Origin of the sequence: Comamonas flocculans (assembly GCF_007954405.1) — a bacterium.
Taxonomy (GTDB): domain Bacteria; phylum Pseudomonadota; class Gammaproteobacteria; order Burkholderiales; family Burkholderiaceae_C; genus Comamonas_C; species Comamonas_C flocculans.
Map to the genome: position 1 here is coordinate 1,929,442 of NZ_CP042344.1, position 24,045 is coordinate 1,953,486.

Consider the following 24,045-nt stretch of genomic DNA (forward strand, 5'->3'; position numbering starts at 1 on the left):
CCCTCTGGGGGAGGGCAGGGGTGGGGGCCAGTGGCGCTTGCACAGGCACGCGGCCCCCATCCCCGCCTTCCCCCAGAGGGGGAAGGGGCCATACCAAAACCGACAGATATGAACACCGCCCCCTTGCTTGTTGAACTCTTCGTCGAGGAGCTGCCCCCCAAGGCGCTGCGCCAGTTGGGCGATGCATTCGCCGACGTGCTGTTTGCGCAACTCAAGGCGCAGGGGCTCACCGGCGCCGCCGCGCGGTCCACGGCCTATGCCACGCCCCGGCGCCTCGCGGTGCACGTGAACGAGGTGCGCGCGCAGGCCCAGGACCAGGCGGTGTCGCACAAGCTCATGCCGGTTTCCGTGGGCCTGAGCGCCGATGGCCAGGCCACGCCCGCGCTGCTCAAGAAACTCGCGGCGCTGGGTGCCGATGCGTCGGCCGTGGCACATCTCGAACGCGTGCACGACGGCAAGGCCGAGGTGTTGCACCTGCACAGCACGGTGCACGGCGCGGCGCTGGCCGAGGGCCTGCAGAAGGCGCTCGACGAGGCGATCGCCAGGCTGCCGATTCCCAAGGTCATGCGCTACCAGCTTGAGGACGGCTGGAGCAGCGTGCACTTCGTGCGCCCGGCGCACGGCCTGGTCGCGCTGCATGGCGCCGAGGTCGTCGCCGTCAGCGCGTTGGGCCTGGCGGCCGGGCGGCTTACGCACGGCCACCGCTTCGAGGCGGCGCAAGACCCGATCGCCCTTCGCGACGCCGACAGCTACGCGCGCCAGTTGCTGGACGAAGGCGCGGTGATCGCCAGCTTCGCCGAGCGCCGCGCTGAAATCCAGCGCCAGCTCGCCGCTGCGGCCCAGGCCGTGGGCGGCGGCGCGCACGCGATCGAGGATGCGGCGCTGCTCGACGAGGTCACCGCGCTGGTGGAGCGCCCCAACGTGCTCACCTGCCAGTTCGATGCCGAGTACCTCGCGGTGCCGCAAGAGTGCCTCATCCTCACCATGAAGGCCAACCAGAAATATTTCCCTTTGCTCGACGGCGCAGGCAAGCTGACCCATCGCTTCCTTGTCGTGAGCAACATCCGCCCGCAGGATGCCAGCGCCGTCATCGAGGGCAACGAGCGCGTGGTGCGCCCGCGCCTGGCGGACGCCAAATTCTTCTTCGACCAGGACCGCAGGAAAACCCTGGCCAGCCGCGTGCCGCAACTGGCCAAGGTGGTCTACCACCACCAGCTTGGCACCCAGGGCGAGCGCGTCGAGCGCGTGCGCGCCATCGCCAAAGCCATAGGCAGCCAGCTCTTTGCGCATCTGACGCGCGCCAACGCGCTGTTGCAGACGCCCGAGGGTGAGATCGCCGAGGACTGGCTGCTCACCTGCATCGACAACGCCGCGCTGCTGGCCAAGACCGACCTGGTGACCGACATGGTCGGCGAATTCCCCGAGCTGCAGGGCGTCATGGGCGCCTACTACGCGATCAACGACGGTCTGCCCGACGAAGTGGCGCACGCCATCGAAGACCACTACAAGCCGCGCTTTGCCGGCGACGGCCTGCCGCGCGAGACCGTCGGCGTGGTCGTGGCGCTGGCCGACAAGCTCGAAACCCTGGTCGGCATGTTCGGCACCGGCAACCCGCCCACGGGCGACCGCGACCCCTTTGCGCTGCGCCGCCATGCGCTGGGCGTGATCCGCATGCTGGTCGAGAAGAACCTTCCGCTCTCTTTACCGGAGCTGCTCGCGCACGCCCAGCCTGCGTTTGGGGCCAAAATCACTGATATTTCAGAAATGCTTTCCGGCTTCATCTACGAGCGCCTCGCGGGCAGCCTGCGCGAGCAGGGCTACGGCGCGCAAGAGGTGGACGCGGTGCTCTCGCTGCGCCCGGCGCTGCTGGCGCAGGTGGCGCCGCGCCTGGATGCCGTGCGCGCCTTCGCCGCGCTGCCCGAGGCCCCGGCGCTGGCGGCGGCCAACAAGCGTGTGGCCAACCTCCTGAAGAAGGCGGGCGGGGTAGAGCCCACGGTCAACCCCGCGCTGCTCGTCGAGGCGGCGGAAAAAGACCTCTACGGCGCACTGCAAGCCATCGCCCCCCAGGCGGGCGCCCAGTTCGAGCGGGGCGACTACACCGCCAGCCTCCAGACCCTGGCCGCGCTGCGCGCGCCGGTCGATGCCTTCTTCGAGCACGTGATGGTCAACGCCGAAGAGGCCGACCTGCGCGCCAACCGCCTGGGCCTGCTGCAAGGCCTGCACGACGCGATGAACCGCGTGGCCGATCTTTCGAGGCTGGCGGCGTGAGGCGGGGGGTTGATGGTTGAAATACCGCACCCCGGTTTGACTCCCTCCCCCACTGGGGGAGGGCGGGGGTGGGGGCCGGCTGCGGCTGAGAAAACGCACGGGCGCGGTCCCCATCCCTGCCTCGGTGCTGGCGGCGAGACGCCGCCGCTCTTCGGGCTGTCCATCTGCGCGCAGGCGCGGATGGTGCCGCAGCCCTCAGCCCCAAAGGGGGAAGGAGCAGCCCCCACACCTTCTCCCCCCGGGAGAGGGCGGGGGTGAGGGCCAGCGGCGCCTGCATCCACCACAAACATCCCCATGGCCCTGATCCGCTCCATCCTCTACATGCTGTGGCTCGCCGTCACGGTCGTCCCGTACACGCTCGCCGTGCTGCTCGTGCGCGCCTTCGGCGGCGGTCCCCAGGGTGCCTACCGCCCCGCGCGCGCCTGGCTGGCGCTGGCGGCCGACAGCGCGCGCCCGCTGCTGGGCATCCGCCGGCGCGTCACGGGCCTGGAGCACCTGCCCACCGACCCTGCGCAGGGCGTGGTGCTGCTGGTCAAGCACCAGTCGGCCTACGAGACCTTCATGATGCCCGCCATCCTGCCGCGGCGCGTGGCCTATGTATTCAAGCGCGAGCTGCTGCACGTCCCCTTCTTCGGCTGGTCCATGGCCTGCATGGACATGATCCACATCGACCGCGGCAGCCCCACGCGCGCCTTCGTGCGCGTGATCAAGCAGGGCAAGCGCCTGCTGGATCAGGGCATCTGGGTGGTGATGTTCCCCGAGGGCACGCGCACGCCGCGCGGGCAGGCGGGCAAGTACATGGTCAGCGGCGCGCGCCTGGCGATCGAGGCGGGCGTGCCCGTGGTGCCGGTGGCCGTCACCTCGGGGCGGGTCTGGCCCAAGAGCGGCTTCATCAAGCGCCCCGGCCTGGTCGAAGTCTCGATCGGCGCGCCGATCGCCAGCAGCGGGCGCAAGGCCGACGAACTGATGGCCGAGGTGCAGGCCTGGATCGAGGCGGAAATGCGCCGCCTGGACCCCCAAGCCTACGCCCCGGCCGCCGCGCCCGCCCCGGCACCCGCCCAGGCGCCCGCCGGCCCGTGAAAGAGCGCCCGAGCCAGCGCCAGGTGCTGCTCGCCGGCAGCGCCGTCACCTACGAATTGCAGCGCGCGCGTCGGCGCAGCATCGGCTTGACCGTGGGGGAGCGGGGTCTGGTGGTGCGCGCTCCTGCCTGGACCACGGTGGGCACCATCGAGGCGGCGCTGCAGGACAAGGCCGTCTGGGTTCTGCGCAAGCTGCATCAGATGCAAGAACACGCCCGGCGCCAGCAGGCCGCACGCATCGTCTGGGCCGACGGCGGGCAACTGCCCTGGCAGGGCGGCGTGCTCACGCTGCGCTGCGACGGCTTGCGCCGCGCACCCCTGCTCTCGGGCGAGCAACTGCACACCGGCCTGCCGCCAGACAGCCCGGCTTCGGCCTTGCGCACCCGCGTGCTCGCCTGGTTCCAGCGCGAGGCGCGCGCGCACTTCGCGCAGCAGGTGCAGCGGTTTGCTCCGCGCCTGCAGGTGCAGCCCGCGCGCGTGCTGCTCACCAGCGCCGCCACGCGCTGGGGCAGCGCCAGCGCCCAGGGCAGCATTCGCCTGAACTGGCGCCTCATGCACCTGCGCCCCGAGCTGATCGACTACGTGGTGGTGCATGAGCTTGCCCACCTGCGCGAGATGAACCACAGCCTGCGCTTCTGGGCCATCGTCGAACAGCTCGTGCCGCAGCACCGGCAGCTGCGCCGCGAGCTGCGCGGTGTTTGCACGCCGCTCTGGGACTGAGCCACAAAAAAGCCGCCGACGCGCGGTGCGCGCCAGCGGCCTTCCCCACCAGGCAAGCGTCTATTGCTTCAGCGGCGGAATGCGCAGCTTCTGCCCCGGGTAGATCTTGTCCGGGTGCGTGAGCATGGGCTTGTTGGCTTCGAAGATCACCGGGTACTTGTTGGCGTCGCCATAGAACTTCTTGGCAATCGCGCTGAGCGTGTCGCCGCGCACCACGTCGTGGTACTGCGCCTCGGGCTCGGGCGTGGTCACCACCATCTGGTTGTCCACGCTGGTGACGCTGGCCACGTTGCCGCAGCACAGCGTGACCTTTTCCTTCACCGCCTGGGTCGGGGCGGTGCCGCTCACCGTCACCTTGCCCTCGGGGCCGGCGAAGGCCACCTTCACGTCGCTCACGCCCAGGTTCTGCGTGGCGATATAGGCTTCGATCGCCTGGCCCGCGCGCTGGTCCAGATCGGCCTGGGTGGGCGCTGCCGTCTCGGCGGCGTGCGCGGCGCTGCCGCCGAAAAGCTTCTCGCCGGCTTCCTTGATGAAACTGAACAAACCCATGTGCTACCTCCTGTCGTTGCTACCTGTTCAATATAACCCTCGTGCACGCCGCGCTCGCCCCGAGCGGCGGCGGCCGGACGATGATTGACATTTGTCCTCTGCAATCGGCGCTCCCGGTGTGCGCCGGGCACCGGCCTTGCCATAATCCGCGCCCATGGGCTTTCTCGCGATCGACGTGGGCAACACGCGTCTGAAATGGGCACTCTACGACGCCCCCCGTCCGGGGGCGACGGCCCAGGCGCATGGGGTGGAATTCCTCGACCATGTGCAGCGCCTGGCCGACGGCGCCTGGTCGCAGCTGCCCGAACCCACTTCCATGCTCGGCTGCGTGGTCGCGGGCGATGCGGTCAAGCGCCTGATCGAAGAACAGATGGACGCCTGGGAACTCACGCCGCACTGGGTCGTGCCCGGCGCCGAAGAAGCCGGCCTCGTCAACGGCTACGAGCGCCCCGAGCGCCTGGGTGCGGACCGCTGGGTGGCCATGGTCGGCGCGCGCCACCACATGCTGGCGCAGGGGGCGCCGCGCCCCATCGTCCTGGTCATGGTGGGCACCGCGGTCACGGTGGAAGCCATCGACGCCGAGGGGCGTTTTCTCGGCGGGCTGATCCTGCCCGGCCACGGCATCATGCTGCGCGCGCTGGAAAGCGGCACCGCCGGCCTGAGCGTGCCCACGGGCGAGGTGCAGCTCTTTCCCACCAACACCAGCGACGCGCTGACCAGCGGCGGCACCTACGCCATCGCCGGCGCGGTCGAGCGCATGTGGCAGCACTTGCGCGCGCATACCGGTCAGGAGCCGGCCTGCCTCATGACCGGCGGCGCGGGCTGGAAGATGATGCCCAGCATGACGCGGCCCTTCGAGCTCGTCGAGAACCTCATCTTCGACGGCCTGCTGGAGATCGCCGCCCGGCGCTTTGCTTGAGGTTGTTCTCCTTCCCCCGGCGGGGGAAGGAGCGGATGCGTCCAGGGCGTGAGGGCAGGGCGCTGACTGGTGCAATGGGATAATTCCCAGCCTCCCAACGCGCTTGTCTCCTTCCCCATGATTCTCGTTACCGGCGGCGCCGGCTTCATCGGCGCCAATTTCGTGCTCGACTGGCTGGCGCAGCCAGGCAGCGAGGGCGTGGTCAACCTCGACAAGCTCACCTACGCGGGCAACCGGCACAACCTGGCCAGCCTCGCGGACGACGCGCGCCACGTCTTTGTGCAGGGCGACGTCCTGGATCGCGCCCTGCTCGATCGCCTGCTGGCCGAACACCAGCCGCGCGCCATCGTGCACTTCGCGGCCGAAAGCCATGTGGACCGCTCCATCCACGGCCCCGAGGATTTCATCCAGACCAACGTCGTCGGGACTTTCAGGCTTTTGGAGGCCGCACGCCAATACTGGAGCGCGCTGCCAGCCATGCAAAAGGAAGCGTTTCGCTTCCTGCACGTGTCCACCGACGAGGTCTACGGCACGCTCTCGCCCACCGACCCGGCCTTCAGCGAAACCACCCATGTCGCGCCCAACAGCCCCTACTCGGCCAGCAAGGCCGCGAGCGACCACCTGGTGCGCGCCTGGCACCACACCTGGGGCCTGCCGGTCTTGACGACGAACTGCAGCAACAACTACGGCCCGCTGCAGTTTCCTGAAAAGCTCATCCCGCTGGTCATCCTCAACGCCCTGGCGGGCAAGCCCCTGCCGATCTACGGCGACGGCCTGCAGGTGCGCGACTGGCTCTACGTCAGCGACCACTGCGCCGCCATCCGCCGCGTGCTGCAAGCCGGGCGCCCCGGCGAGATCTACAACATCGGCGGGCACAACGAAAAGACCAACATCGCCATCGTGCGCAGCATCTGCGCGCTGCTGGACGAGCAGCGCCCGCGTGCCGATGGCGTGGGCTACGCCAGCCAGATCACCCACGTCACCGACCGCCCCGGCCACGACCGCCGCTACGCCATCGACGCCGGCAAGATCGCGCGCGAGCTGGACTGGACCCCCGCCGAAACCTTTGACACCGGCATCCGCAAGACCGTGCAGTGGTACCTCGACCACCCCGAATGGATCGCGCAGGTGCAAAGCGGCGCCTACCGCGAGTGGGTGGCCAAACACTATGCGGGTTGAAGGGGCGCCATTTCATGCTCCCTCCCCCTCTGAGGGAGGTCAGGCTCATGCTCCCTCCCCCTCTGGGGGAGGGCAGGGGTGGGGGCCAGCGGCCGCACGGAAAACACGCATTGGCGCATGCGCGCGCCGCCCCCGTCCCTGCCTTCCCCCAGCGGGGGAAGAGGCCAGATCCGCACGCCCATGAACATCCTGCTCTTCGGCCGCAACGGCCAGCTCGGCTGGGAGCTGCAACGCAGCCTGGCGCCGTTGGGCCGGGTCGCTGCGCTGAGCCACGATAGCACGGACTACTGCGGCGACTTTGCCCGGCCGGACGCCGTCGCGGCCACCGTGCGCGCCCTGCGCCCTGGGCTCATCGTCAACGCCGCCGCCCACACCGCCGTGGATTTGGCCGAGAGCGAGCCCGAGCGCGCCCGCCTGCTCAACGCCACCGCCCCCGGCGTGCTCGCCAAGGAAGCCGCGCGCCTGGGTGCCTGGCTGGTGCACTACAGCAGCGACTACGTCTTCGACGGCAGCGGCACGCGGCCTTGGCTGGAGGCCGACGCGCCCGCGCCGCTCTGCGTCTATGGCGCGACCAAATGGGAGGGCGAGCAGCTGATCCAGCAGTCGGGCTGCCGCCACCTGATCCTGCGCACCAGCTGGGTCTATGGCGCGCGCGGCGGCAACTTCGCCAGGACCATGCTGCGCCTGGCCCGCGAGCGCGAGCGTCTCACCGTCATCGACGACCAGTGGGGCGCGCCCACCGGCGCCGAACTGCTGGCCGACGTCACCGCCCACGCCGTGCGCCACCTGCAAACCCACCCCGAGCATGGCGGCCTGTACCACTGCGTGGCCGGCGGCGAGACCAACTGGTTTTCATACGCAAAATACGTGATTTCGCAAGCCAGGCAAGCGCAACCAGCTATTCAAATCAAAGCAAACGAGGTCGCCCCCGTGCCCACCAGCGCCTATCCCACGCCGGCGCGGCGTCCGTCCAACTCGCGGCTCGATACCGCCAAGCTGCGCACCACCTTCGGCTTGACTCTGCCGCCCTGGGAGCAGGGCGTGGCGCGCATGTTGGCCGAGATCCTATAATCCCTTACTCATAAGTAAGGAATCGCCATGACCGCCGCGACGCTCACTTCCAAAGGCCAGATCACCATTCCCGCGAGCGTGCGCGAAGCTCTGCAGGTCACGACCGGCGATCGCGTGGAATTCGTCCTCGTGGCCCCCGGGCGCTACGAATTCGTTGCCGCCCACCGCGATGTGAGTGAGCTCAAGGGCTTGTTCGGGCCCGTGCGCAAGCCGGTATCGATCGAAGAAATGAATGCCGCCATCGCCCGGCGCGGGGCAGCTTCGTGATCGGCCTCGATACCAACGTCCTGGTGCGCTACATCATGCAGGACGATGCGGCGCAGTCCGCCAAGGCCACCGCGCTGATCGAGTCGCTGGACAGCGCCAATCCAGGTTTTGTCGGCATGGTCGTGATCGCCGAGCTGTACTGGGTGCTGAGCTCTTGCTACGCGCTCGGGGCCGGGCAGTTCCAGCAGGCACTGCAACTGCTGGTGCAATCGCGCCAGATCGTTGTCGAGAATGCCGACACGGTGCTGCGGGCGCTGCGCGCCTTCGCCGGCGGCAAGGCAGACTTTCCGGACTGCCTGATTGCTTGCGCCGCCGCATCGGCGGGCTGTGCGCGCACCGTGAGCTTCGACGTAAAGGCCACGCGCCATGCCGGCATGAGCCTGCTTGCCTGACCGCACCGCATTGGCCCGCCCGGCACCTGCTTCCTTCTTCCCTCACGCCCATGACTTCACCACGCAAAGGCATCATCCTCGCCGGCGGCTCCGGCACCCGCCTGCACCCGGCGACGCTGGCCATCAGCAAGCAGCTGCTGCCGGTGTACGACAAGCCCATGATCTACTACCCGCTCAGCACCCTGATGCTCGCGGGCATCCGCGAGATCCTCATCATCAGCACCCCCCAGGACACGCCGCGCTTCGCGCAACTGCTGGGCGACGGCAGCCAGTGGGGGCTGTCGCTGCACTACGCCGTGCAGGAAAGCCCGGACGGGCTGGCGCAGGCCTTCCTGATCGGCGAGGCCTTCCTGGCGGGCGCGCCGAGCACCCTGGTGCTGGGCGACAACATCTTCCACGGCCACGACCTGCAGCCGCTGCTCACGCGCGCCGCCGCGTCGGCGCAAGGCGCGACCGTCTTTGCCTACCACGTGCAAGACCCCGAGCGCTACGGCGTGGCCGAGTTCGACGCCGCCGGCCGCGTGCTCTCGATCGAGGAAAAACCCGCGGCGCCCAAATCCAACTACGCCGTCACCGGCCTGTACTTCTACGACGCGCAGGTCGTTGACCTGGCCAAAAGCCTCAAGCCCTCGGCGCGCGGCGAACTGGAAATCACCGACCTCAACCGCCTCTACCTCGACCAGGGGCAACTGAGCGTGCAGCCCATGGGCCGCGGCTACGCCTGGCTTGATACCGGCACGCACGAAAGCCTGCTCGAAGCCAGCCAGTTCATCGCCACCATCGAACGCCGCCAGGGTCTGAAGGTCGCCTGCCCCGAGGAAATCGCCTGGCGCCAGCGCTGGATCGACTCGGCCCAGCTTGAAGCACTGGCCCAGCCACTGCTCAAGAACGGCTATGGGCAGTATCTGCGTGGGCTGTATGGCGCATCGGCTCCCTCCCCCGCTGGAGGAGGGCAGGGGTAGGGGCCAGCGGCGCCGGCTCAAGCGGGCGGTTGTTGTCCTGCCTGATGCCCCCATCCCCACCTTCCCCCAAAGGGGGAAGGAGTCAAAGTCCAGCATCGTGAAAGCCTCATGCAAGCCACCCCCACCGCCATTCCCGACGTCCTCCTGATCGAACCGCGCATCTTCGGCGACGCGCGCGGCTTCTTTTTTGAAAGCTTCAACCAGCAGGCCTTCAACGAGGCTACCGGAACCGACTTCCAGTTCGTGCAGGACAACCACAGCCGCTCGGCCCGCGGCGTGCTGCGCGGCCTGCACTACCAGATGCCGCCGCACGCGCAAGGCAAGCTGGTGCGCGTCGCGCGCGGGCGCGTATGGGACGTGGCCGTCGACATCCGCCGCGGCTCGCCCACCTTCGGGCAGTGGGTGGGCGTGGAGCTGTCCGAAGACAACCAGCACCAGCTCTGGATCCCCCCGGGCCTGGCGCACGGCTTCGTGGTGCTCAGCGAGAGCGCCGATTTCCTCTACAAGACCACTGCCTACTACGCGCCGCAGGCCGAGCGCTGCATCCTCTGGAACGACGCGCGCCTCGCCATCGCCTGGCCCGACGTGGGCAGTGCGCCACAGCTCTCCCCCAAGGACGCGCAGGGCCAGCCTTTCGCCCAGGCCGAGCTCCCTGCGTTCACTCCCTCCCCCTGTGGGGGAGGGCAGGGGTAGGGGCCAGCGGCGCTCGCACCCAGGTCCCGCTTTCTCGCTGCCCCGCAGACCTCCACCCCGCCTTCGCCCAAAGAGGGAAGGAGCAAGTCACTGCAACACCTCCTGCATCGCCCGATAAAGCGGCGCCGAGCCAAACTGCGCATTCTGCGGATCAAAGGAAAACGCGTTGTGCGCGCGCTCCACCCGCTGCCCCTGCCACGTTGGCTCCAGGAAGAACGAAAGAAACTTCGCCCCCCGGCGCGCGTGCAGTGCCAGCGTCTGCCTGAGCTCTGCCGCATCCATCGCCCTGAGCGGATGAAACTCGGTAATGCCGTACGCATGCTGGCCGCTGCTGCCCAGCCACTTGGCCAGGTCGGCGTCATGCGTCGCGTTGCCGTACAGGCTCACGCCCAGGCGCAGATCGCCCTGCGTGCGCAGCGTGTTGCCCACGGCGAACTTGTTCTCGTCCCAGCCGGGGTTGACCTGCGGCAGGATCTGGTGCGTGTAGCGCGGCGTCTGCTTCAGGCACGAATCGGCCACCACCCCGTCGAAATATTGCAGATAGCGCGCCACCTGCAAGCGGCGAAATGCCAGCCAGTGCGGCGCCAGCGGGTTGTAGTAGTACGACTGCAATTGCGCGGGCATGTCCACGTGCGCCTGCATACCTTCGGGCGCTGCCACTGGCCCGGGCAGGGGCTGCATGGACTGCGGTTGCGGCTGCGGGGTCTGCTGGCGCTCGTCCATGATCGCGATCTCGCGCTCGCCCAGCGGCACCAGGCGGCCCGGCGCCAGCTCCAGCATCGCGCCGATGCGATACAGCCCCGCGGGCAGCGCGCGAAAGTCCATGTCCAGCCGCCACCCCACGTCGGCGGTACCGAATTCGGGTCTGGCCTGCAGCACGTCCTGGCGGCCCTGGTTGACCTTCACGCGGCCGATCAGGCCGCCATTGCGGTACACCTGCACCCACAGGTTCGTGCGCCCGGGCACCCAGGCCCAGCCCGAGATCGGCAAAATGCCGTGCGCCCACGAATCCATGTGCTCCGTGTAGCGCGCAAGCGGCTCGCTGCGAATGTCGCGCGACGGCGGCAGCACCTCGTCAAAGCTGGCGTAGTTCGCGCCCACCGCTGCATTCAGTCGCGCCAGGTCGCCAAACTGCGCCTTCAGATACGCCCGAAACCCGCTCACCGACACCTCGCTGTAGTCGCTCACGCGGTAAGGCAGTTCAAAGCCCATGCCGGTCTCGAAGTGCGCAAACATCTGCTGCAACTCGCCCAGCAGCGTCACCCCGCGGATCTTCGCAAGGTCGCTCTCGGGCAGCTCGCACAGCGCGCCAAGCAAGGCCCGTGCCGCCTGCACGCGTCGCTGCGTGATCGTGTTGTCCGTGCGCGCCACGCTCCAGGGGTAGAGCGCGTCGCCGTGGTAGCTGTCCACCGGCAACGGCCCGTCGCGCGTCTGCGCCAGGTTGGCTGCATCGCGCGCCAGCACAGGCTCTATCGGTGCATGCGCTGAAAAATGCGTGGCAAAAAGATACAGGATCAGCGGCCGCGCGCTCTCGTGCACCGTCCGCGCCACGCGCTGCACGCGCTCCTCGTCGATCACCCAGTCGCTCCCCTGTGCCTTGAACAGTTGCAGCAGCGGCACCGGCAGCGTGTAGCCCAGCGGGTAGCCCTCGCCCTCGGGCGGCGCGGCGGGCTGCAGTTGCTTGAGCGTCGCCTCCACCAACGCTGCCGCCGAGCCCTTGTCGCCCGTGCAGGCTTTTTGCAAACTGCCCTGGCCCGCCGCCTCGTCGGGCGTGGCGATGCAGGTATCCACCACCCCCACCATCGGCGCCAGCAGCATCGCGCCGCGCGCGCCCTCGCCCACCAGCGGGCGCAGATCCAGTCGCAGCCCCAGAAGCACCAGCATCAGGATAGCGAACAGCACCAGCAAAACGCGGGGCAGGCTGTGGCGGGGCAGCGGCATGGCGAGGGGTGAGTAAAGCGAACGCGCAAGTATCGGGCATGGCGCCTTGCTCCTTGTGCCAGGATGGCCGGCGTCGTACCCATTCACTGGACTGGCTGCAAATCCGCCTCCTGCACCATGCGCACCTGACGGGCGCAAGCGATGTCCTGCGTCTTTGCCTTCGCGCGCACTGCAGCCATCAGGGCGGCAGGCAGGCGCACGTTCAGCGTGGCTTCATTCCTTGCCACCTCGGATCGCATGGGTTTGAATTGATGGCTTGCCTCCGTCGCGTGCATGTAGCGGGCCCTGAGGGCCTGGCCCGAGCACGGGGCTTTTTCAGCCTTGCCTTAAACTCCTGAGCCTTCGCGCCCGTGCACGCGCTGCGCCCCCCGGCTGCCCATGGCAACTTCCCCACTGACCGACTCCACCCCATCCACGGCCACCGCCGAGCCGCGCCCGCGCCTGGGCCAGCTGCTGGTGCAGGCCGGCAAGCTCACCGAGCGCGACCTGGAGCGCGCCCTCACGGTGCAGCAGGAGCTCGGCGGTCTGCTCGGCTCGGTCATCGCGCGCCTGGGGCTGGTGTCGGAGCTCGACATCGCGCGCACCCTCGCGCCCCAGCTTGGCGTGCCGCTGGTCGCTGGTGACGACTTTCCCGACTTGCTGCCCGAGGTCGAGGGCCTGCTGCCCGAATTCCTGCGCGCCCACGCCGTCTGCCCGCTGGCGCTGGAGGGCGACGCGCTGCACGTGGCCATGGCCGTGCCGCAGGACGCCTTCGTGCTCAAGGCGCTGCACCTGGTCACCGGGCGCAGCATCCATCCGGCACTGGCGCTCGAAGTCGACATCGCCAAGGCCCTGGCCGAGCCCGAGGCCGAGGACGAAGCCGCGCAGGACGACCTCTACGACGACCTGGACGGCGGCGACTTCATCGAGCACCTGAAGGACCTGGCCAGCGAAGCGCCTGTCATCCGCCTGGTCAACGCCATCATTGCCCGCGTCATCGAGCTGCGCGCCTCCGACATCCACCTCGAACCCTTTGACGACGGCCTGCACGTGCGCTACCGCGTCGATGGCGTGATCCACCAGGGCGAGCTCGTGCCCGCGCGCCTGGCTGCCGCCGTGGGCTCGCGCGTCAAGCTGCTCGCGCACCTCGACATCGCCGAGCGCCGCCTGCCGCAGGACGGCCGCATCAAGACCCGCGTCAAGGGCCACGAACTCGATTTGCGCGTCTCCACCGTGCCCACGGTCTATGGCGAGAGCATCGTGCTGCGCGTGCTCGACCGCGCCAGCGTCAGGCTGGACCTGGCCACCATGGGATTCGAGCCCGACACGCTGGCGCGCTTTCGCGAACTGCTTGCGCGCCCGCACGGCATCCTGCTGGCCACCGGGCCGACGGGCTCGGGCAAGACCACCACGTTGTACGCGGCGCTGGCCAGCATCGACGCCCAGGCCAACAAGATCATCACCGTCGAGGACCCGGTCGAATACCAGCTCGAAGGCATCAACCAGATCCAGGTGCACCCGCAGATCGACCTCACCTTCGCCAACGCGCTGCGCTCCATCCTGCGCCAGGACCCGGACATCATCATGATCGGCGAAATGCGCGACGGCGAGACCGCGCAGATCGCCGTGCAGTCCGCGCTCACCGGCCACCTGGTGCTGTCGACCTTGCACACCAACACCGCCGCCGGCGCCATCACGCGCATGCAGGACATGGGCGTGGAAAGCTATCTCATCACCTCCTCGGTCAACGGCGTGCTGGCCCAGCGCCTGGTGCGCACGCTGTGCGCGCAGTGCCGCCAAGCCTACCAGCCCGACCAGGCGCTGCTGCAGCGCACGGGCCTCGCCCGCTTCGTGCAGCCCGGCCAGAGCATCTACCGCGCCGTGGGCTGCACCGCCTGCGGCCAGACCGGCTACCGCGGGCGCACCGGCATCCATGAGCTGTTCTTGCTGGACGAAGCCATGCGCCGCGCCATTCTGGAAGGGCAGGACGCCAACAGCCTGCACCAGCTCGCGCGCCAGGCCGGCATGCACAGCCTGCACGAAGACGGCCTGCGCAAGGTCGCCGCCGGCGTGACCGCGCTCGACGAAGTCGCGCGCGTCACGCAGGACCAGCAGGAAGCGTGATGAGACTCTTCGGTGCTCCCCGCATTCACTCCCTCTCCCTCTGGGAGAGGGCAGGGGTGAGGGCCGCCGGCGCATCCGGGCCCACGGCGGTCACGAAGCCGCCCCTCTCCCAGCCTCTCCCCAAAGGGGCGAGGAGCAAATCCGGCCGCCATCTGGCCCCCTCTCCTTCTGAGAGGGCAGGGGTGAGGGCCGCCGGCCTGTGTCGGGCCCTGTCCGCCGCGTGGCGCCCCGGCCCCTCATCGCTCCTGCAAGTTCACAGAACATCAGGGCGCTTCCGCCATGCCTGAATTCGTCTGGCGCGCGGCCAGCAGCAGCGGCGCACTGACCCAGGGGCGGCTCAGTGCGGCCAGCAGCGCTGCCGCGCTGCGCCAGCTCACCGCGCAAGGCCTCACGCCGCTGGAGATCGTCGATGCCCAGCAGGCCGGCGCGCCCCCGGTGCCCGCGGCCCGCGGCCTGCGCCTGGCCGGGCAGCGCCAGGGCAAGGGGCCGGTCAACGCCGCCGACGTGCTCGCGCTCACCTCCGAGCTGGCCATCATGCTGCGCGCCGGACTGGCGCTGGACAACGCGCTGCGCGTGCTCGTCGAGATGGCGCACAAGCCCAGCGTCGCCGCGCTGGCGCAGGACGTGCTCGACGCCGTCAAGGGCGGCACGCCGCTCTCGCGCGCCCTGGCCGCGCACCCCGCGCACTTCGGCGACTTCTACGTCAACATGGTGCGCTCGGGCGAGGCCAGCGGCCAGATGTCCGCCGTGCTCGACCGCCTGGTGGAGCACCTGCAGCGCCAGCGCGCGCTGCGCGACAGCATCGTCTCGGCCACCATCTACCCGGCCATCCTGCTCACCGTGGCCCTGCTCTCGCTCGTCGCCATGCTCGGCTTCGTCGTGCCGCAGTTCGAAAAGCTCTTCACCGAAATGGGCGACGCGCTGCCCCTGCCCACGCGCATCGTCATGGACCTGGGCCACGTCTTTCGCGCCTGGGGCATCGAGATCGCCGTCGGCGTCTTCGTGCTCGGCGCGCTGCTGCTGCGCTGGCTGCGCTCGCCCGCGGGCCGCCAATGGTGGCAGGCGCGCCTGCTGCGCCTGCCACTGCTCGGGCGCCTCACGCTGCGCTACCAGCTCACGCTCTATGCGCGCTCGCTGGGCACCCTGCTGGCCAACGGCGTGCCGCTGCTCACCGCGCTGGCGATCGCCTCCGACACCGTGGGCAACGCCGCGCTGCGTCCGCAGCTCGCGCGCGTGGCGCCCATCGTCAAGGAAGGCGGCAAAATGGTGCAGGCCGTCACTTCCACCGGTCTGTTTGAACCATTGGCCATCAACCTGATCCGAGTGGGCGAAGAAACCGGGCGCCTGGGCGCCATGATGCTGGAGCTCTCCGCCATCCTGGAGCGTGAGGTCGAAAACGGCATCAAACGCTTGCTGGTACTGCTTGAGCCGCTCCTCATCTTGATACTCGGCGTGTTGATTGCCGCCATCATCGTCTCCATCCTCCTGGGAATCCTGTCCATCAATGACCTCGCTGCCTGACCTGCCCGCCGCGCGCCGCCGCGCCCGGGGCTTCACCCTCATCGAGCTGCTCGTCGTGCTCGCCATCCTCACGCTGCTCGCCGGCATCGTCGGCCCGCGCGTGCTCAACCAGCTCGGCGGCGCCAAGTCCAAGACCGCGGCGGTGCAGATCGCCGACTTCGACAAGTCGCTCGAACTCTTCAAGCTCGACGTCGGCCGCTACCCCAGCACCGAAGAAGGCCTGGCCGCCCTGGTCACCAAGCCCGGCAACGCCAACGGCTGGAACGGCCCCTACCTCAAGGGCGGCGTGCCCACCGACCCCTGGGGCAACGCCTACCGCTACACCAACAAGGCCGGTCAGCTCGAAATCCTCTCGCTCGGCGCCGACGGCGCGCCCGGCGGCGAAGGCGAGAACGCCGACGTCCGCAACCAGCCCTGACGTGTCCCCGGCCCTCACCCCAGCCCTCTCCCGGGGGGAGAGGGGGAAAGAGCGGCCATGGCGCTGGCCGTGGGCCGCGACCGCCGCGCTTCTCCGATGGGGAGGTGCGCGGGAGCCGGACCCGGGCCAGCCGCTGGCCCCCACCCCGGCCCTCCCCCAAAGGGGGAGGGAGCAAGAAGGGGAGCGGTGCAATATTTCTCCCTTGCTCCTTTGGGGAGAGGGCGGGGCGAGGGGCTGGCGCCGCTACCGCCATGCCCGCGGCTTCACCCTCGTCGAGCTGCTCGTCGTCTTTGCCATCATGGGCCTGCTGGCTGCGGTGATACCTGGTGTCTATGAGCGCATGCGTGAGAGCGCCCAATATCGGGATGCCTTGTTGTCTATCCAGGTTGACCTGCGACATGCCCGCCGCCAAGCCATGCTCACCGGACATGAAACCCGCTTCGTCGTCGATCTGCCGCAACGGACCTATGGCGTGGAAGGCGAGCCTGGCCGTGAGCTCCCGCAGCCGCTTCGATTGCGGGTGACGGTGGCCGACAGCGAACTGGCTCGCGATGCTGTGGCCTCCATCCGCTTCCTGCCGGGCGGTGGGGCTACTGGCGGGAGCATCGATGTGCTGCGGCCTTCCGAAACAGGGACGCGTCTGAGGATCGATTGGCTTTCGGGCGGCATCGAGAAGGAAGCCATTGCACCATGATGGCGTCTGTTTTACGGTCTCGTCTACGGGGATTCAGTCTGCTGGAGCTGCTCGTGGCCATCTCCATCATGGCCCTTGCTCTTGGCGTGCTATATAGAGCGATGGCGGGTAGCGCCCAGGCGGCGGCGACGGTCGAGCAGCGGCAGTCGGCATTGGCGGTTGCGCAGAGTTTGCTCTGGGCCAATGCCGACCTTCCCTCCGAGGGCTGGTGGCAAGACGGGCAGTCCGGTCCCTACAAATGGTCCGTGCGATCAACGCCCTACCCGACAGAAGTAGAGCGAACCACGCCTTCTGCTGTCCCGTTGCAAAGGCTGCAGGTCGTCGTTTCCTGGGGGGGGGCCGACCGAACGCATTCGCTGGAACTCTCCACCCTTTTGGCCCAGCGTCCGCCACTGGCCCTGGCAGGGGGGGTACGGTGAAACGAGTGGGCAGACAGCCGGACGGTTTTACCCTGGTGGAGATGCTGGTGGTGCTGGTGCTTGTGTCCCTGCTGGCTCTCGGGCTGGTATCCACCATGCAGACCATGGGACGCACGCAAGATCGCCTGGAGCAACGCTTTGCAGAGCTCGATGAACGCCAGGTTGTGCGTGCATTTGTTGCTCAGATCCTGGGGCGCCTGTCCGATCGACGGATGGTGCCGCTGCAGCCGGGACAGCCGCCATACGCGTTTCATGGTGACAGCGCAATGGTGCAGTGGCTGGGCATCATGCCGGCGCGCCCCGGCCTTGGAGGACGTTACTGGATGCGTGTGGAGCTTGGGCGCGACGATGGCGGTATGCCGGCGCTGATGTTGCGCTATCAACCCTGGGCGGGCGAAACGACATGGCCTGACTGGTCTCGCGCGCGGTCCCGCATTCTGGTCGCCGCCGTCTCCCGATTTGAAATCGCCTACGGCGGTGGCGACATGCCGCCTTCAGAGTGGCTGCCTGGCTGGGACGAATACCAGCAGTATCTGCCCACACGTCTCAGCTTGCGCGTCGATACCATGGAGGCTGGCCAGTGGCCAATGTGGGTCATCGCGACGCGCGCGCTCTCTGCCGGTGGCGCGCGTGCCAGCATGTACAGCACGGGCCCGGGACGTTAGATGGTGGCAGCGGTTCAAAGCCGATCACGGCAGGAGGCGATGGCGCTCGTAATGGTGCTGTGGATCGTCGCCGCCCTGAGCATAGCCGTCACCGGCATCGTCTGGCTTGCGCGCAGCGAAATACGTCAAGCCAGCGCCATGCAGGACAGCGCCCAAGGCGTGGCGACGGGGCGTGCTGCCATGGTCGAGGTCTTGCAGCAACTCCTGGCGATGAAGTCAGTGCGTATCGACCGGCCGGAACGCCGCGTCGTGCATTTCGAAGACGTGGAATTTGAGGTGCTGGTGCTCCCGCTGAACGGTTGGGTAGACCTGAACCGTGCTCCGCTGGCTCTCCTGGCTGCCTTGCTCGAACATGGAGCCCATTTGAACTCGGAGGCCGCGCGCCGGCTTGCGGGCGACATCGTTGCACGCCGTTCCATGGCTCTTCCTCAGGGGACTCCAGCTCTTTTCGATGCGGTTGAAGACCTGATGCAACTGCCAGGGATCGACTACGAGGCCTATGCTAGACTCGCGCCGCTCGTCACCGTCGACTCCGGCGGAAATGGCCAGGTCAATGCCTACGCGGCGCCTCCGGCGGTGTTGCTGGCACTTACGCACGGCAATCAGGCGGCAGCAAACGGGTTTTTTGCAGTTCGCGAGCATGGACCGGGCGATTTGTCAGGTTTCGATACCGCGCTCGTCACTTCGGGAGGCTCGTCCGCGCTGCGTATCATCGCACGGCCCGTGCTCGCCAGCGCATCCCCGTACACAGTCGTTTGTGATGTCGTCCTCTTGGGGCAGAGCACCAAGGCCGCGCCGTGGAATTTTCTTCAGTGCAGCTATGGGACAACCGCAACTTGGTGAATTCGGTGCCAACTTCCGCAGCAATCCGTTCCCCGTCTCTTGATTGGCGCGCCCTCTGGCTTGCTGTCTGCCGCCCATGGCGCAGGGCGTCGGGCTGGCCTTGGGTCAGGCTGCTTACCCCGGCGCACGCGGTCACGTTGATTGACGCCGGCGGAGGGCGCCAGACCTGGAGCGCACGACTCGACGGCGAGGTGATGCCGGCTGGCCGCGGGGCGGGAGGACAGGCGCAATGGACTGCCGTAGCACTGCCACAAACCCTGGTACTGCAGCGCGCTCTTACGCTGCCCGCGGCGCTTGACGCGGCACAAGTGCAACGCGCGCTGGAACTCGAAGCCGGCGCGAGCAGCCCGTTTTCCCTGCAGGACTTGTGTTGGGGGTACGTACTTGAACCTGCGGCGGCGGGCCAAAGGGCGAGGATCGTACTGACATCACGCCAGCAAATTGCCGCCTATCTGCGAGACCAAGCGCCGATCCAGCACCAAGTTGTGAAAGCCCCGGAGGTCTGGGCTCCGCTGGAAGACCAAACTTCCGGCTACGTCGTACTGCCCGGATACGGTGAGGTGCGGCGCCAGGAGGCGCAGCGCAAGGGCAGAGGATTGTATCTCGGGGCCCTCGTTTTGCTGCTGGTTCTGCTCGTGTGCATCGCCATCACGCCTACGTTGCAGTTGCGCGCGCAGGCGATTGAGGCGGTTCGTGCATATGACGAACTCCATGCCCGCGCGAGTCAGGCAGTGGCAGCGCGTGAGGCCCTCGTGGGCGCCATGGATCGGTTGGCGCAAGTCGAAAACCTGGAACGGGCCAGCGCCCCTGCAGCGAGAATCGTGAACGTACTGACCACACTTTTGGGCGACGATACTTACCTTGCGGCGTTGCGCATCCAGGGTACCAAGGTTTCGTTGGACGGGCAGACCAGCAATGCCGCGCAATTGATGCAGGCGTTGGGGCATGAGCCCGGCATTGAAGAGGTGACCGCGCCGGTGCCTGCTACGCGCCCCTTCGGCAGCGGCAAGGACATGTTCAAGATCGAATTTCGATTTGACCCCAAGGTTTTTGGCGTGCCCAGTCGCGGCCAGCAGCCGGCTGTGACGCCTGTGCACGGAGAAGTGCGGTGAGCCGCGGCCAGGCGCGCGACCGCTGGGTCCTTGCGCTCACGATGGTCGTGTTGGCCTTACCTCTGGTCGCAGGCACGGCTTACGTCGTCGAAAAGCACCGCTGGGCGCAAAGCCAGCTTGAACAACTCGCCCCGCGTTATGCCCGCCTGCAGGGGATGGTGCAAGCAAGCGCTGCCATCGAAGCCGCCAATCAGCAGGCGAGTGCGAGCCTGCGCGCGTATCTGTATCCGGCAGACAAGACACTCAATCAGGCCGGAAACGAGATGCAGCAGCAGATCCGGGATGCTCTTTCTGCCGCAGGCCTGCGCGTGGGTAGCAGCCAGGTGATGCAAAGCAAATCAGAGCTTCCGGGCCTGGAGCGCGTTCAGGTCGGCATCAAGGCTGAAGGCGATTTGCCCGCTTTGCAGGCGGCCCTGCTCGGCTTGCAGGCCTTGCATCCGGCGGTATGGGTGGATAGCCTGGCAGTGAACGTCATGGGGGCTGCCCGTGCCGAAGCGCCGCAGAATCTGAGCATTCAGATGGAGCTCTCCGCATGGAAGGAGTCCTCGTGAACGGGCGGGCAGTGCGCTGGGGGCTGGCTCTGACCTTGCTGTTCGCCCTGCTGGTGTTGGCGTCGATGTGGTTCGGCCGCCAAGGGGAGTTGCGCAACATGCGCTGGCAAGCTCCAGAAACCATCGCGTTTGACGCGGCGCAGTGGAATACGCATATTCCTGCGCGCACGCTGCAAGCCGGCGAGCTGCTGCAAACCTTGGAGCGGCCCCTGTTTTCACCCTTGCGCCGCCCTCCGCCCCCACCCCCGCCGCCCCAGAAAGAAGACACGCAGGCGGCCACCTTGACGGATATGCATCTGTACGGCCTGTACGGATCCGGTTCGACTGGCGGGGCCATTGTTCGCGTTGACGGGAAAGACCAGCGTCTGTCCGTCAATGAAAACATCAAGGGCTGGAAATTGGTGCGCGTGGGCGACGACAGCATCACGTTGCGGCGCGGCGGGCAGGAACGCACGCTGCAGCTGGTGCATGTCATCCTCGTGCCCGACAAGGCTGCCGCCGCGGCCAGCGTGCGCCGGACGCCCGGTTCGCGATCCTCCGGCGGCTCCGGCAACTCCCGCGCGGCGCCGGCTGCCGCTGCCGTACCCCGAGACCAGGAAGCCACGCCGCAGGGCACGGCGTCGGCAGAGGCTGCCGCTGCGGCAGACCCTGCGCAAAAGCCTTCAGCACCGCCCCACTATTCGGGCCCAAAGTCCTTTGTCAAACCTGCCCCGAATCCTTGAACGGAACATACCCATGGATGGTCTTGCGGCCGCGCTCGTCCATCTTGAATGGCAATCATCCGTCTGACGCCATGACCCTGCATAGATTCACCACCGCATCCGCCATCTTTCTCCTGGTCGGCTGTACCACGATTGCGCAAGAGAGCACGGAGGCCCTGCCGCCGGTACAGGAGGCGCCGGCTGCAACCGCCGCCACTCCGCGGGATGTACTGCCGCCGCCAGAGCAGGACTCCGGCATGCTGGCGCCCGAGATACGTGCGCGCCAGGAGCCGCGTCTTTTGCGCGGTGACGACGCCGTCATTGCGCCTCCCAAGCCTCAGCCTGTGGCGCAAGGAGCGGCGCACACATTCAAGTTCGAGGAAGCACCCATCAGCGAAGTCGTGCACGTCATGCTGCGTGACATCCTGCGCGTCAGCTACGTGTTGCATCAACCGGTTGCAGGCTCCGTCACTCTGGCCACGAGAGGCCCTGTCAGCGCCGACGACGCCCTGGCCATGCTCGAATCCGCCTTGCTGGCCAACGGCTTGGTCATGGTGCGCGATACCCGCGGCACCTATCACGTAGGCAAGGCCGACGTGCTGCGCGGCATTGGTTCCCCCGTGCGCCAACCCTCGGGCAAGGGGCCGCTGCCTGCAGGCTACGGTGCCATCGTCGTGCCGCTGCAATTCATCGGCGCATCCGAGATGGCCGCGATTCTCAAGCCGCTCATGCCCGCCGAGGCCTTGGCACGCGTGGACAATACCCGCAACCTGCTGGTGCTCATAGGCACCCGTGTACAGGCCGAGGGCTGGTTGGACATGGTCAACACCTTCGACGTCAATCTGCTCAAAGGCATGTCGGTCGGAGTGTTCCCGCTCAAACATGTCACGGTGGCCGAGGTCGAGTCCGCGTTGCAGTTGCTGGGCTCTGCCAGCGTCGCGGCCACTGGGGCCGCCACGCCGCAGCCCGCTGCTCCAGCGCGCGCAGGGTCCGCAGGCGCCCAGGCTGCATCGGGGGCCGCCAGCGGCCTTGCGCAGGCGCTGAACTCGGACGGTTTTCCGCTCCGGGGAGCCATCCGTGTCATGCCGATAGCCCGCATCAACAGCATTCTGGTGGTCACGCCGCGCGCCGCATACCTCGACGAGGCCAGGCGCTGGATCGAGAAGCTGGACCAACCCACGGACAACGGCGCCGAGCCCGGTTTGCACATCTACAAGGTGCAAAACGGCAACGCCCAGCACCTGGCCTCCGTGCTCTCGGGGATTTTTGGGGGAACCGCTTCGCCCACTGCGCAGCAGGACAACACGGGAGTGGCCCCGGGTCTGAGAAGTGCCACGGTGTCGACGCCATCGTGGCAGCAGCAGGGAGCCAACGGCATGTGGGGCAGCGGCCAGACGGGTATGGCGTTTGGTTCCGGTACAGGCGGTTTCGGCGCTGGGACCTTCGGCACGCAAAACCGCTTCGGCGCGCCGCTGGCCACCAATGCACCGGCGGCTCAGGCGAACGCATCAGCGCCGGTGGTCGCCCAGGTCGGCGGCGTGCGCGTCATGGCCGATACCCTCAACAACTCGATCCTGGTATGGAGCACGACGGGCGAATTCCAGAAGATCGAATCCACGCTCAAACGCCTGGACCTGCCCCCCACCCAAGTGCTGATCGAAGCCACCATCATTGAAGTCACCCTGGGCGACGACCTCAAGTACGGGCTGCAGTGGGCGTTTTCCGACACCCACCGCCACGGCGCAGGCAGCGGGCTGGTCGGGCAGGTGCCCGGCGCCTCCGGTGGCGGCTTTTCCTACACGCTGACCGATTCGCTGGGCAAGCTGCGCCTCACGCTCAACGCCTTGGCCGACAAGTCGCTCATCAAGGTGATCTCCAGCCCTTCGCTCATGGTGCTCGACAATCAGGTCGCCACCATGGCCGTGGGCACCCAGCAGCCGATACGTACGGGCGAGACCAACTACCTGAACGGCACCAACGTCAACCAGGGCACGCCCATCACCACCAACTACCAGTACAAGGACACTGGCGTACAACTGCAGGTACAGCCCTCGGTCAATTCGGGCGACCTGGTCACCATGGACATCAACCAGTCCGTCACCGACGTGGGCGACCAGGACACGATCACCGGCCAGCGCACCTTCCTGCAGCGCCAGATCGCCAGCAAGGTGGCGGTGCGCTCCGGTCAGGCCATCGTGCTCGGTGGCCTCATCAAGGACAACGCCAGCACCGGCAAATCGGGCGTACCCTTCCTGCAGGACATCCCCGTATTGGGCCATCTGTTTGGCGCTACCACCACCAACAATGCGCGTACCGAACTGCTCGTCATCATCACCCCCAAGGTGGTGCGCACCGATCCGGAAATACGTGAAATCAGCGAGGAACTGCGCGACCGCCTCAAGGGTCTGCATCTCCTCGACCTGCGTGACAGTGCTACGGGGCTGCGCGCTCCTGTCACGCCGCTACAGACTCGCACCACTCCGTGAAAGGCAGACATGAACTTTGGTACCTTCATCTCCTCCTCTGGTCGCCGTGCAGCGCTGGCTGCACTGGCGCTGTTCGCGCTTGCAGGCTGTGCCTCACTGCAGCCGGCCACCCCTGAAGAGGCCGTCAGTGCTCGTGCCGCGCAGCGCTGGAAGGCTCTGATTGCGCACGACTGGCCTGCCGCCTATGAATTTCTCACCCCCGCTTTTCGCGCCACCATGAACGTCGAGCGTTATGCCTACCGGTTCGTTGGCGTACCACGTTGGCTCGATGCGACGGCGGTGCGTTCGGCCAAGTGCGAGGAAGACCGCTGCACCGTGGTGGTCAACATCGTGGTCGATTACCCCACCAAGGCCAACACCAAGACTTTGAACACCGACGTAACCGAAACCTGGCTGCGCGAAGATGGCCAGTGGTACAAGTACGAAGCCATGTAAGCCGTGCACCTATCTCGCCCGCAGCCGCTTGCCGAGCGGCACGCTCGTGTGGTTGCG

25 protein-coding genes are annotated in these 24,045 nt (G+C 67.7%); 22 read left to right on the plus strand and 3 right to left on the minus strand.

What is annotated here, in order from left to right:
• The first annotated feature begins 108 nt into the window (after nt 1-108).
• From glyS to FOZ74_RS09360, 3 genes are all read left to right on the plus strand, one after another.
• Entirely contained in the window at nt 109-2,268 is a 2,160-nt protein-coding gene (gene glyS, locus FOZ74_RS09350; protein WP_146912808.1) for a glycine--tRNA ligase subunit beta, read from the plus strand.
• A gap of 294 nt (nt 2,269-2,562) precedes the next feature.
• The gene (locus FOZ74_RS09355) at nt 2,563-3,348 is read left to right on the plus strand and encodes a lysophospholipid acyltransferase family protein (RefSeq protein WP_146912809.1); all 786 of its coding nucleotides are present in this window, start codon (nt 2,563-2,565) and stop codon (nt 3,346-3,348) included.
• Nucleotides 3,345-4,067, plus strand: a complete 723-nt coding sequence (locus FOZ74_RS09360) for a M48 family metallopeptidase (RefSeq protein ID WP_186764566.1) — start codon at nt 3,345-3,347, stop codon at nt 4,065-4,067. The genes FOZ74_RS09355 and FOZ74_RS09360 overlap by 4 nt, the downstream gene beginning before the upstream one ends.
• Before the next feature lie 60 nt (nt 4,068-4,127).
• On the opposite strand, the gene lysM is transcribed toward FOZ74_RS09360, so the two are convergent.
• Nucleotides 4,128-4,616: a peptidoglycan-binding protein LysM gene (gene lysM / locus FOZ74_RS09365; protein ID WP_146912810.1), complete on the minus strand. Its 489-nt coding sequence runs from the start codon at nt 4,614-4,616 to the stop codon at nt 4,128-4,130.
• A gap of 154 nt (nt 4,617-4,770) precedes the next feature.
• On the opposite strand from lysM, the gene FOZ74_RS09370 reads away from it, so the two are divergent.
• The 7 genes from FOZ74_RS09370 to rfbC all read left to right on the plus strand — a co-directional run bounded on the left by FOZ74_RS09370 (nt 4,771) and on the right by rfbC (nt 10,099).
• Nucleotides 4,771-5,535: a type III pantothenate kinase gene (locus tag FOZ74_RS09370; RefSeq protein ID WP_146912811.1), complete on the plus strand. Its 765-nt coding sequence runs from the start codon at nt 4,771-4,773 to the stop codon at nt 5,533-5,535.
• 117 nt (nt 5,536-5,652) lie between these two features.
• Nucleotides 5,653-6,714, plus strand: coding sequence for a dTDP-glucose 4,6-dehydratase (gene rfbB / locus FOZ74_RS09375; RefSeq protein WP_146912812.1), 1,062 nt, complete (start codon nt 5,653-5,655; stop codon nt 6,712-6,714).
• A gap of 180 nt (nt 6,715-6,894) precedes the next feature.
• Complete coding sequence (gene rfbD, locus FOZ74_RS09380; protein WP_146912813.1) at nt 6,895-7,785, plus strand: dTDP-4-dehydrorhamnose reductase; 891 nt, start codon at nt 6,895-6,897, stop codon at nt 7,783-7,785.
• 27 nt (nt 7,786-7,812) lie between these two features.
• Entirely contained in the window at nt 7,813-8,052 is a 240-nt protein-coding gene (locus FOZ74_RS09385; RefSeq protein ID WP_146912814.1) for an AbrB/MazE/SpoVT family DNA-binding domain-containing protein, read from the plus strand.
• The gene (locus FOZ74_RS09390; RefSeq protein WP_146912815.1) at nt 8,049-8,444 is read left to right on the plus strand and encodes a type II toxin-antitoxin system VapC family toxin; all 396 of its coding nucleotides are present in this window, start codon (nt 8,049-8,051) and stop codon (nt 8,442-8,444) included. The genes FOZ74_RS09385 and FOZ74_RS09390 overlap by 4 nt, the downstream gene beginning before the upstream one ends.
• A 50-nt stretch (nt 8,445-8,494) precedes the next feature.
• Complete coding sequence (gene rfbA / locus FOZ74_RS09395) at nt 8,495-9,406, plus strand: glucose-1-phosphate thymidylyltransferase RfbA (RefSeq protein WP_146912816.1); 912 nt, start codon at nt 8,495-8,497, stop codon at nt 9,404-9,406.
• 108 nt (nt 9,407-9,514) lie between these two features.
• A complete protein-coding gene (gene rfbC, locus FOZ74_RS09400) occupies nt 9,515-10,099 on the plus strand; it encodes a dTDP-4-dehydrorhamnose 3,5-epimerase (protein WP_146912817.1) in 585 nt (194 codons plus the stop codon).
• Nucleotides 10,100-10,186: 87 nt separating this feature from the next.
• Here the strand turns inward: rfbC and FOZ74_RS09405 are convergent, their stop codons facing one another.
• Together FOZ74_RS09405 and FOZ74_RS09410 are read right to left on the minus strand one after the other, a co-directional pair.
• A complete protein-coding gene (locus FOZ74_RS09405) occupies nt 10,187-12,040 on the minus strand; it encodes a hypothetical protein (protein ID WP_146912818.1) in 1,854 nt (617 codons plus the stop codon).
• Between the two features lie 83 nt (nt 12,041-12,123).
• Complete coding sequence (locus tag FOZ74_RS09410) at nt 12,124-12,279, minus strand: CopG family antitoxin (protein WP_146912819.1); 156 nt, start codon at nt 12,277-12,279, stop codon at nt 12,124-12,126.
• A 139-nt stretch (nt 12,280-12,418) separates the two neighbouring features.
• Between FOZ74_RS09410 and gspE the strand changes: the two genes are divergently transcribed.
• The 12 genes from gspE to FOZ74_RS09470 all read left to right on the plus strand — a co-directional run bounded on the left by gspE (nt 12,419) and on the right by FOZ74_RS09470 (nt 23,988).
• Nucleotides 12,419-14,143, plus strand: coding sequence for a type II secretion system ATPase GspE (gene gspE / locus FOZ74_RS09415; RefSeq protein ID WP_146912820.1), 1,725 nt, complete (start codon nt 12,419-12,421; stop codon nt 14,141-14,143).
• Nucleotides 14,144-14,422: 279 nt separating this feature from the next.
• The gene (locus FOZ74_RS09420; RefSeq protein WP_146912821.1) at nt 14,423-15,664 is read left to right on the plus strand and encodes a type II secretion system F family protein; all 1,242 of its coding nucleotides are present in this window, start codon (nt 14,423-14,425) and stop codon (nt 15,662-15,664) included.
• Nucleotides 15,648-16,082, plus strand: coding sequence for a type II secretion system major pseudopilin GspG (gene gspG, locus FOZ74_RS09425; RefSeq protein WP_146912822.1), 435 nt, complete (start codon nt 15,648-15,650; stop codon nt 16,080-16,082). The genes FOZ74_RS09420 and gspG overlap by 17 nt, the downstream gene beginning before the upstream one ends.
• A 202-nt stretch (nt 16,083-16,284) precedes the next feature.
• Nucleotides 16,285-16,776, plus strand: a complete 492-nt coding sequence (locus FOZ74_RS09430; protein ID WP_146912823.1) for a prepilin-type N-terminal cleavage/methylation domain-containing protein — start codon at nt 16,285-16,287, stop codon at nt 16,774-16,776.
• Complete coding sequence (locus FOZ74_RS16550; RefSeq protein WP_432417481.1) at nt 16,776-17,195, plus strand: type II secretion system protein; 420 nt, start codon at nt 16,776-16,778, stop codon at nt 17,193-17,195. Before FOZ74_RS09430 ends, FOZ74_RS16550 begins: the two co-directional genes overlap by 1 nt.
• Entirely contained in the window at nt 17,192-17,860 is a 669-nt protein-coding gene (locus tag FOZ74_RS09440; protein ID WP_186764567.1) for a prepilin-type N-terminal cleavage/methylation domain-containing protein, read from the plus strand. The genes FOZ74_RS16550 and FOZ74_RS09440 overlap by 4 nt, the downstream gene beginning before the upstream one ends.
• A gap of 51 nt (nt 17,861-17,911) precedes the next feature.
• Nucleotides 17,912-18,703, plus strand: a complete 792-nt coding sequence (locus tag FOZ74_RS09445; protein ID WP_186764568.1) for a type II secretion system protein GspK — start codon at nt 17,912-17,914, stop codon at nt 18,701-18,703.
• A complete protein-coding gene (locus FOZ74_RS09450) occupies nt 18,658-19,815 on the plus strand; it encodes a PilN domain-containing protein (protein WP_146912827.1) in 1,158 nt (385 codons plus the stop codon). Before FOZ74_RS09445 ends, FOZ74_RS09450 begins: the two co-directional genes overlap by 46 nt.
• Nucleotides 19,812-20,366 carry a type II secretion system protein GspM gene (gspM, locus tag FOZ74_RS09455; protein ID WP_146912828.1) on the plus strand — a complete coding sequence of 185 codons (555 nt, stop codon included), beginning with the start codon at nt 19,812-19,814 and terminating at the stop codon, nt 20,364-20,366. The genes FOZ74_RS09450 and gspM overlap by 4 nt, the downstream gene beginning before the upstream one ends.
• Complete coding sequence (locus FOZ74_RS09460; protein WP_146912829.1) at nt 20,348-21,088, plus strand: type II secretion system protein N; 741 nt, start codon at nt 20,348-20,350, stop codon at nt 21,086-21,088. The genes gspM and FOZ74_RS09460 overlap by 19 nt, the downstream gene beginning before the upstream one ends.
• A gap of 71 nt (nt 21,089-21,159) precedes the next feature.
• On the plus strand, nt 21,160-23,553 hold the full coding sequence (gene gspD / locus FOZ74_RS09465) for a type II secretion system secretin GspD (protein WP_255437545.1): 2,394 nt from the start codon (nt 21,160-21,162) through the stop codon (nt 23,551-23,553).
• Nucleotides 23,554-23,562: 9 nt separating this feature from the next.
• Nucleotides 23,563-23,988 (plus strand): hypothetical protein, encoded by a 426-nt coding sequence (locus tag FOZ74_RS09470; protein ID WP_146912830.1) that lies wholly within the window; start codon nt 23,563-23,565, stop codon nt 23,986-23,988.
• Nucleotides 23,989-24,045 lie beyond the last annotated feature (57 nt).

Bases quoted from the DNA above. Each gene is read 5' to 3' on its own strand.
- FOZ74_RS09355 (WP_146912809.1), top strand. From the start codon at position 2,563: ATGGCCCTGATCCGCTCCATCCTCTACATGCTGTGGCTCGCCGTCACG.
- rfbA (WP_146912816.1), top strand. From the start codon at position 8,495: ATGACTTCACCACGCAAAGGCATCATCCTCGCCGGCGGCTCCGGCACC.
- FOZ74_RS09385 (WP_146912814.1), top strand. From the start codon at position 7,813: ATGACCGCCGCGACGCTCACTTCCAAAGGCCAGATCACCATTCCCGCG.
- gspE (WP_146912820.1), top strand. From the start codon at position 12,419: ATGGCAACTTCCCCACTGACCGACTCCACCCCATCCACGGCCACCGCC.
- FOZ74_RS09405 (WP_146912818.1), bottom strand. From the start codon at position 12,040: ATGCCGCTGCCCCGCCACAGCCTGCCCCGCGTTTTGCTGGTGCTGTTC.
- FOZ74_RS09445 (WP_186764568.1), top strand. From the start codon at position 17,912: ATGGTGCTGTGGATCGTCGCCGCCCTGAGCATAGCCGTCACCGGCATC.
- FOZ74_RS09460 (WP_146912829.1), top strand. From the start codon at position 20,348: ATGGAAGGAGTCCTCGTGAACGGGCGGGCAGTGCGCTGGGGGCTGGCT.
- rfbC (WP_146912817.1), top strand. From the start codon at position 9,515: ATGCAAGCCACCCCCACCGCCATTCCCGACGTCCTCCTGATCGAACCG.
- rfbD (WP_146912813.1), top strand. From the start codon at position 6,895: ATGAACATCCTGCTCTTCGGCCGCAACGGCCAGCTCGGCTGGGAGCTG.
- FOZ74_RS09370 (WP_146912811.1), top strand. From the start codon at position 4,771: ATGGGCTTTCTCGCGATCGACGTGGGCAACACGCGTCTGAAATGGGCA.
- FOZ74_RS09470 (WP_146912830.1), top strand. From the start codon at position 23,563: ATGAACTTTGGTACCTTCATCTCCTCCTCTGGTCGCCGTGCAGCGCTG.
- glyS (WP_146912808.1), top strand. From the start codon at position 109: ATGAACACCGCCCCCTTGCTTGTTGAACTCTTCGTCGAGGAGCTGCCC.
- FOZ74_RS16550 (WP_432417481.1), top strand. From the start codon at position 16,776: ATGGCGTCTGTTTTACGGTCTCGTCTACGGGGATTCAGTCTGCTGGAG.
- rfbB (WP_146912812.1), top strand. From the start codon at position 5,653: ATGATTCTCGTTACCGGCGGCGCCGGCTTCATCGGCGCCAATTTCGTG.
- lysM (WP_146912810.1), bottom strand. From the start codon at position 4,616: ATGGGTTTGTTCAGTTTCATCAAGGAAGCCGGCGAGAAGCTTTTCGGC.
- FOZ74_RS09410 (WP_146912819.1), bottom strand. From the start codon at position 12,279: ATGCGATCCGAGGTGGCAAGGAATGAAGCCACGCTGAACGTGCGCCTG.
- FOZ74_RS09420 (WP_146912821.1), top strand. From the start codon at position 14,423: ATGCCTGAATTCGTCTGGCGCGCGGCCAGCAGCAGCGGCGCACTGACC.
- gspD (WP_255437545.1), top strand. From the start codon at position 21,160: ATGACCCTGCATAGATTCACCACCGCATCCGCCATCTTTCTCCTGGTC.
- gspG (WP_146912822.1), top strand. From the start codon at position 15,648: ATGACCTCGCTGCCTGACCTGCCCGCCGCGCGCCGCCGCGCCCGGGGC.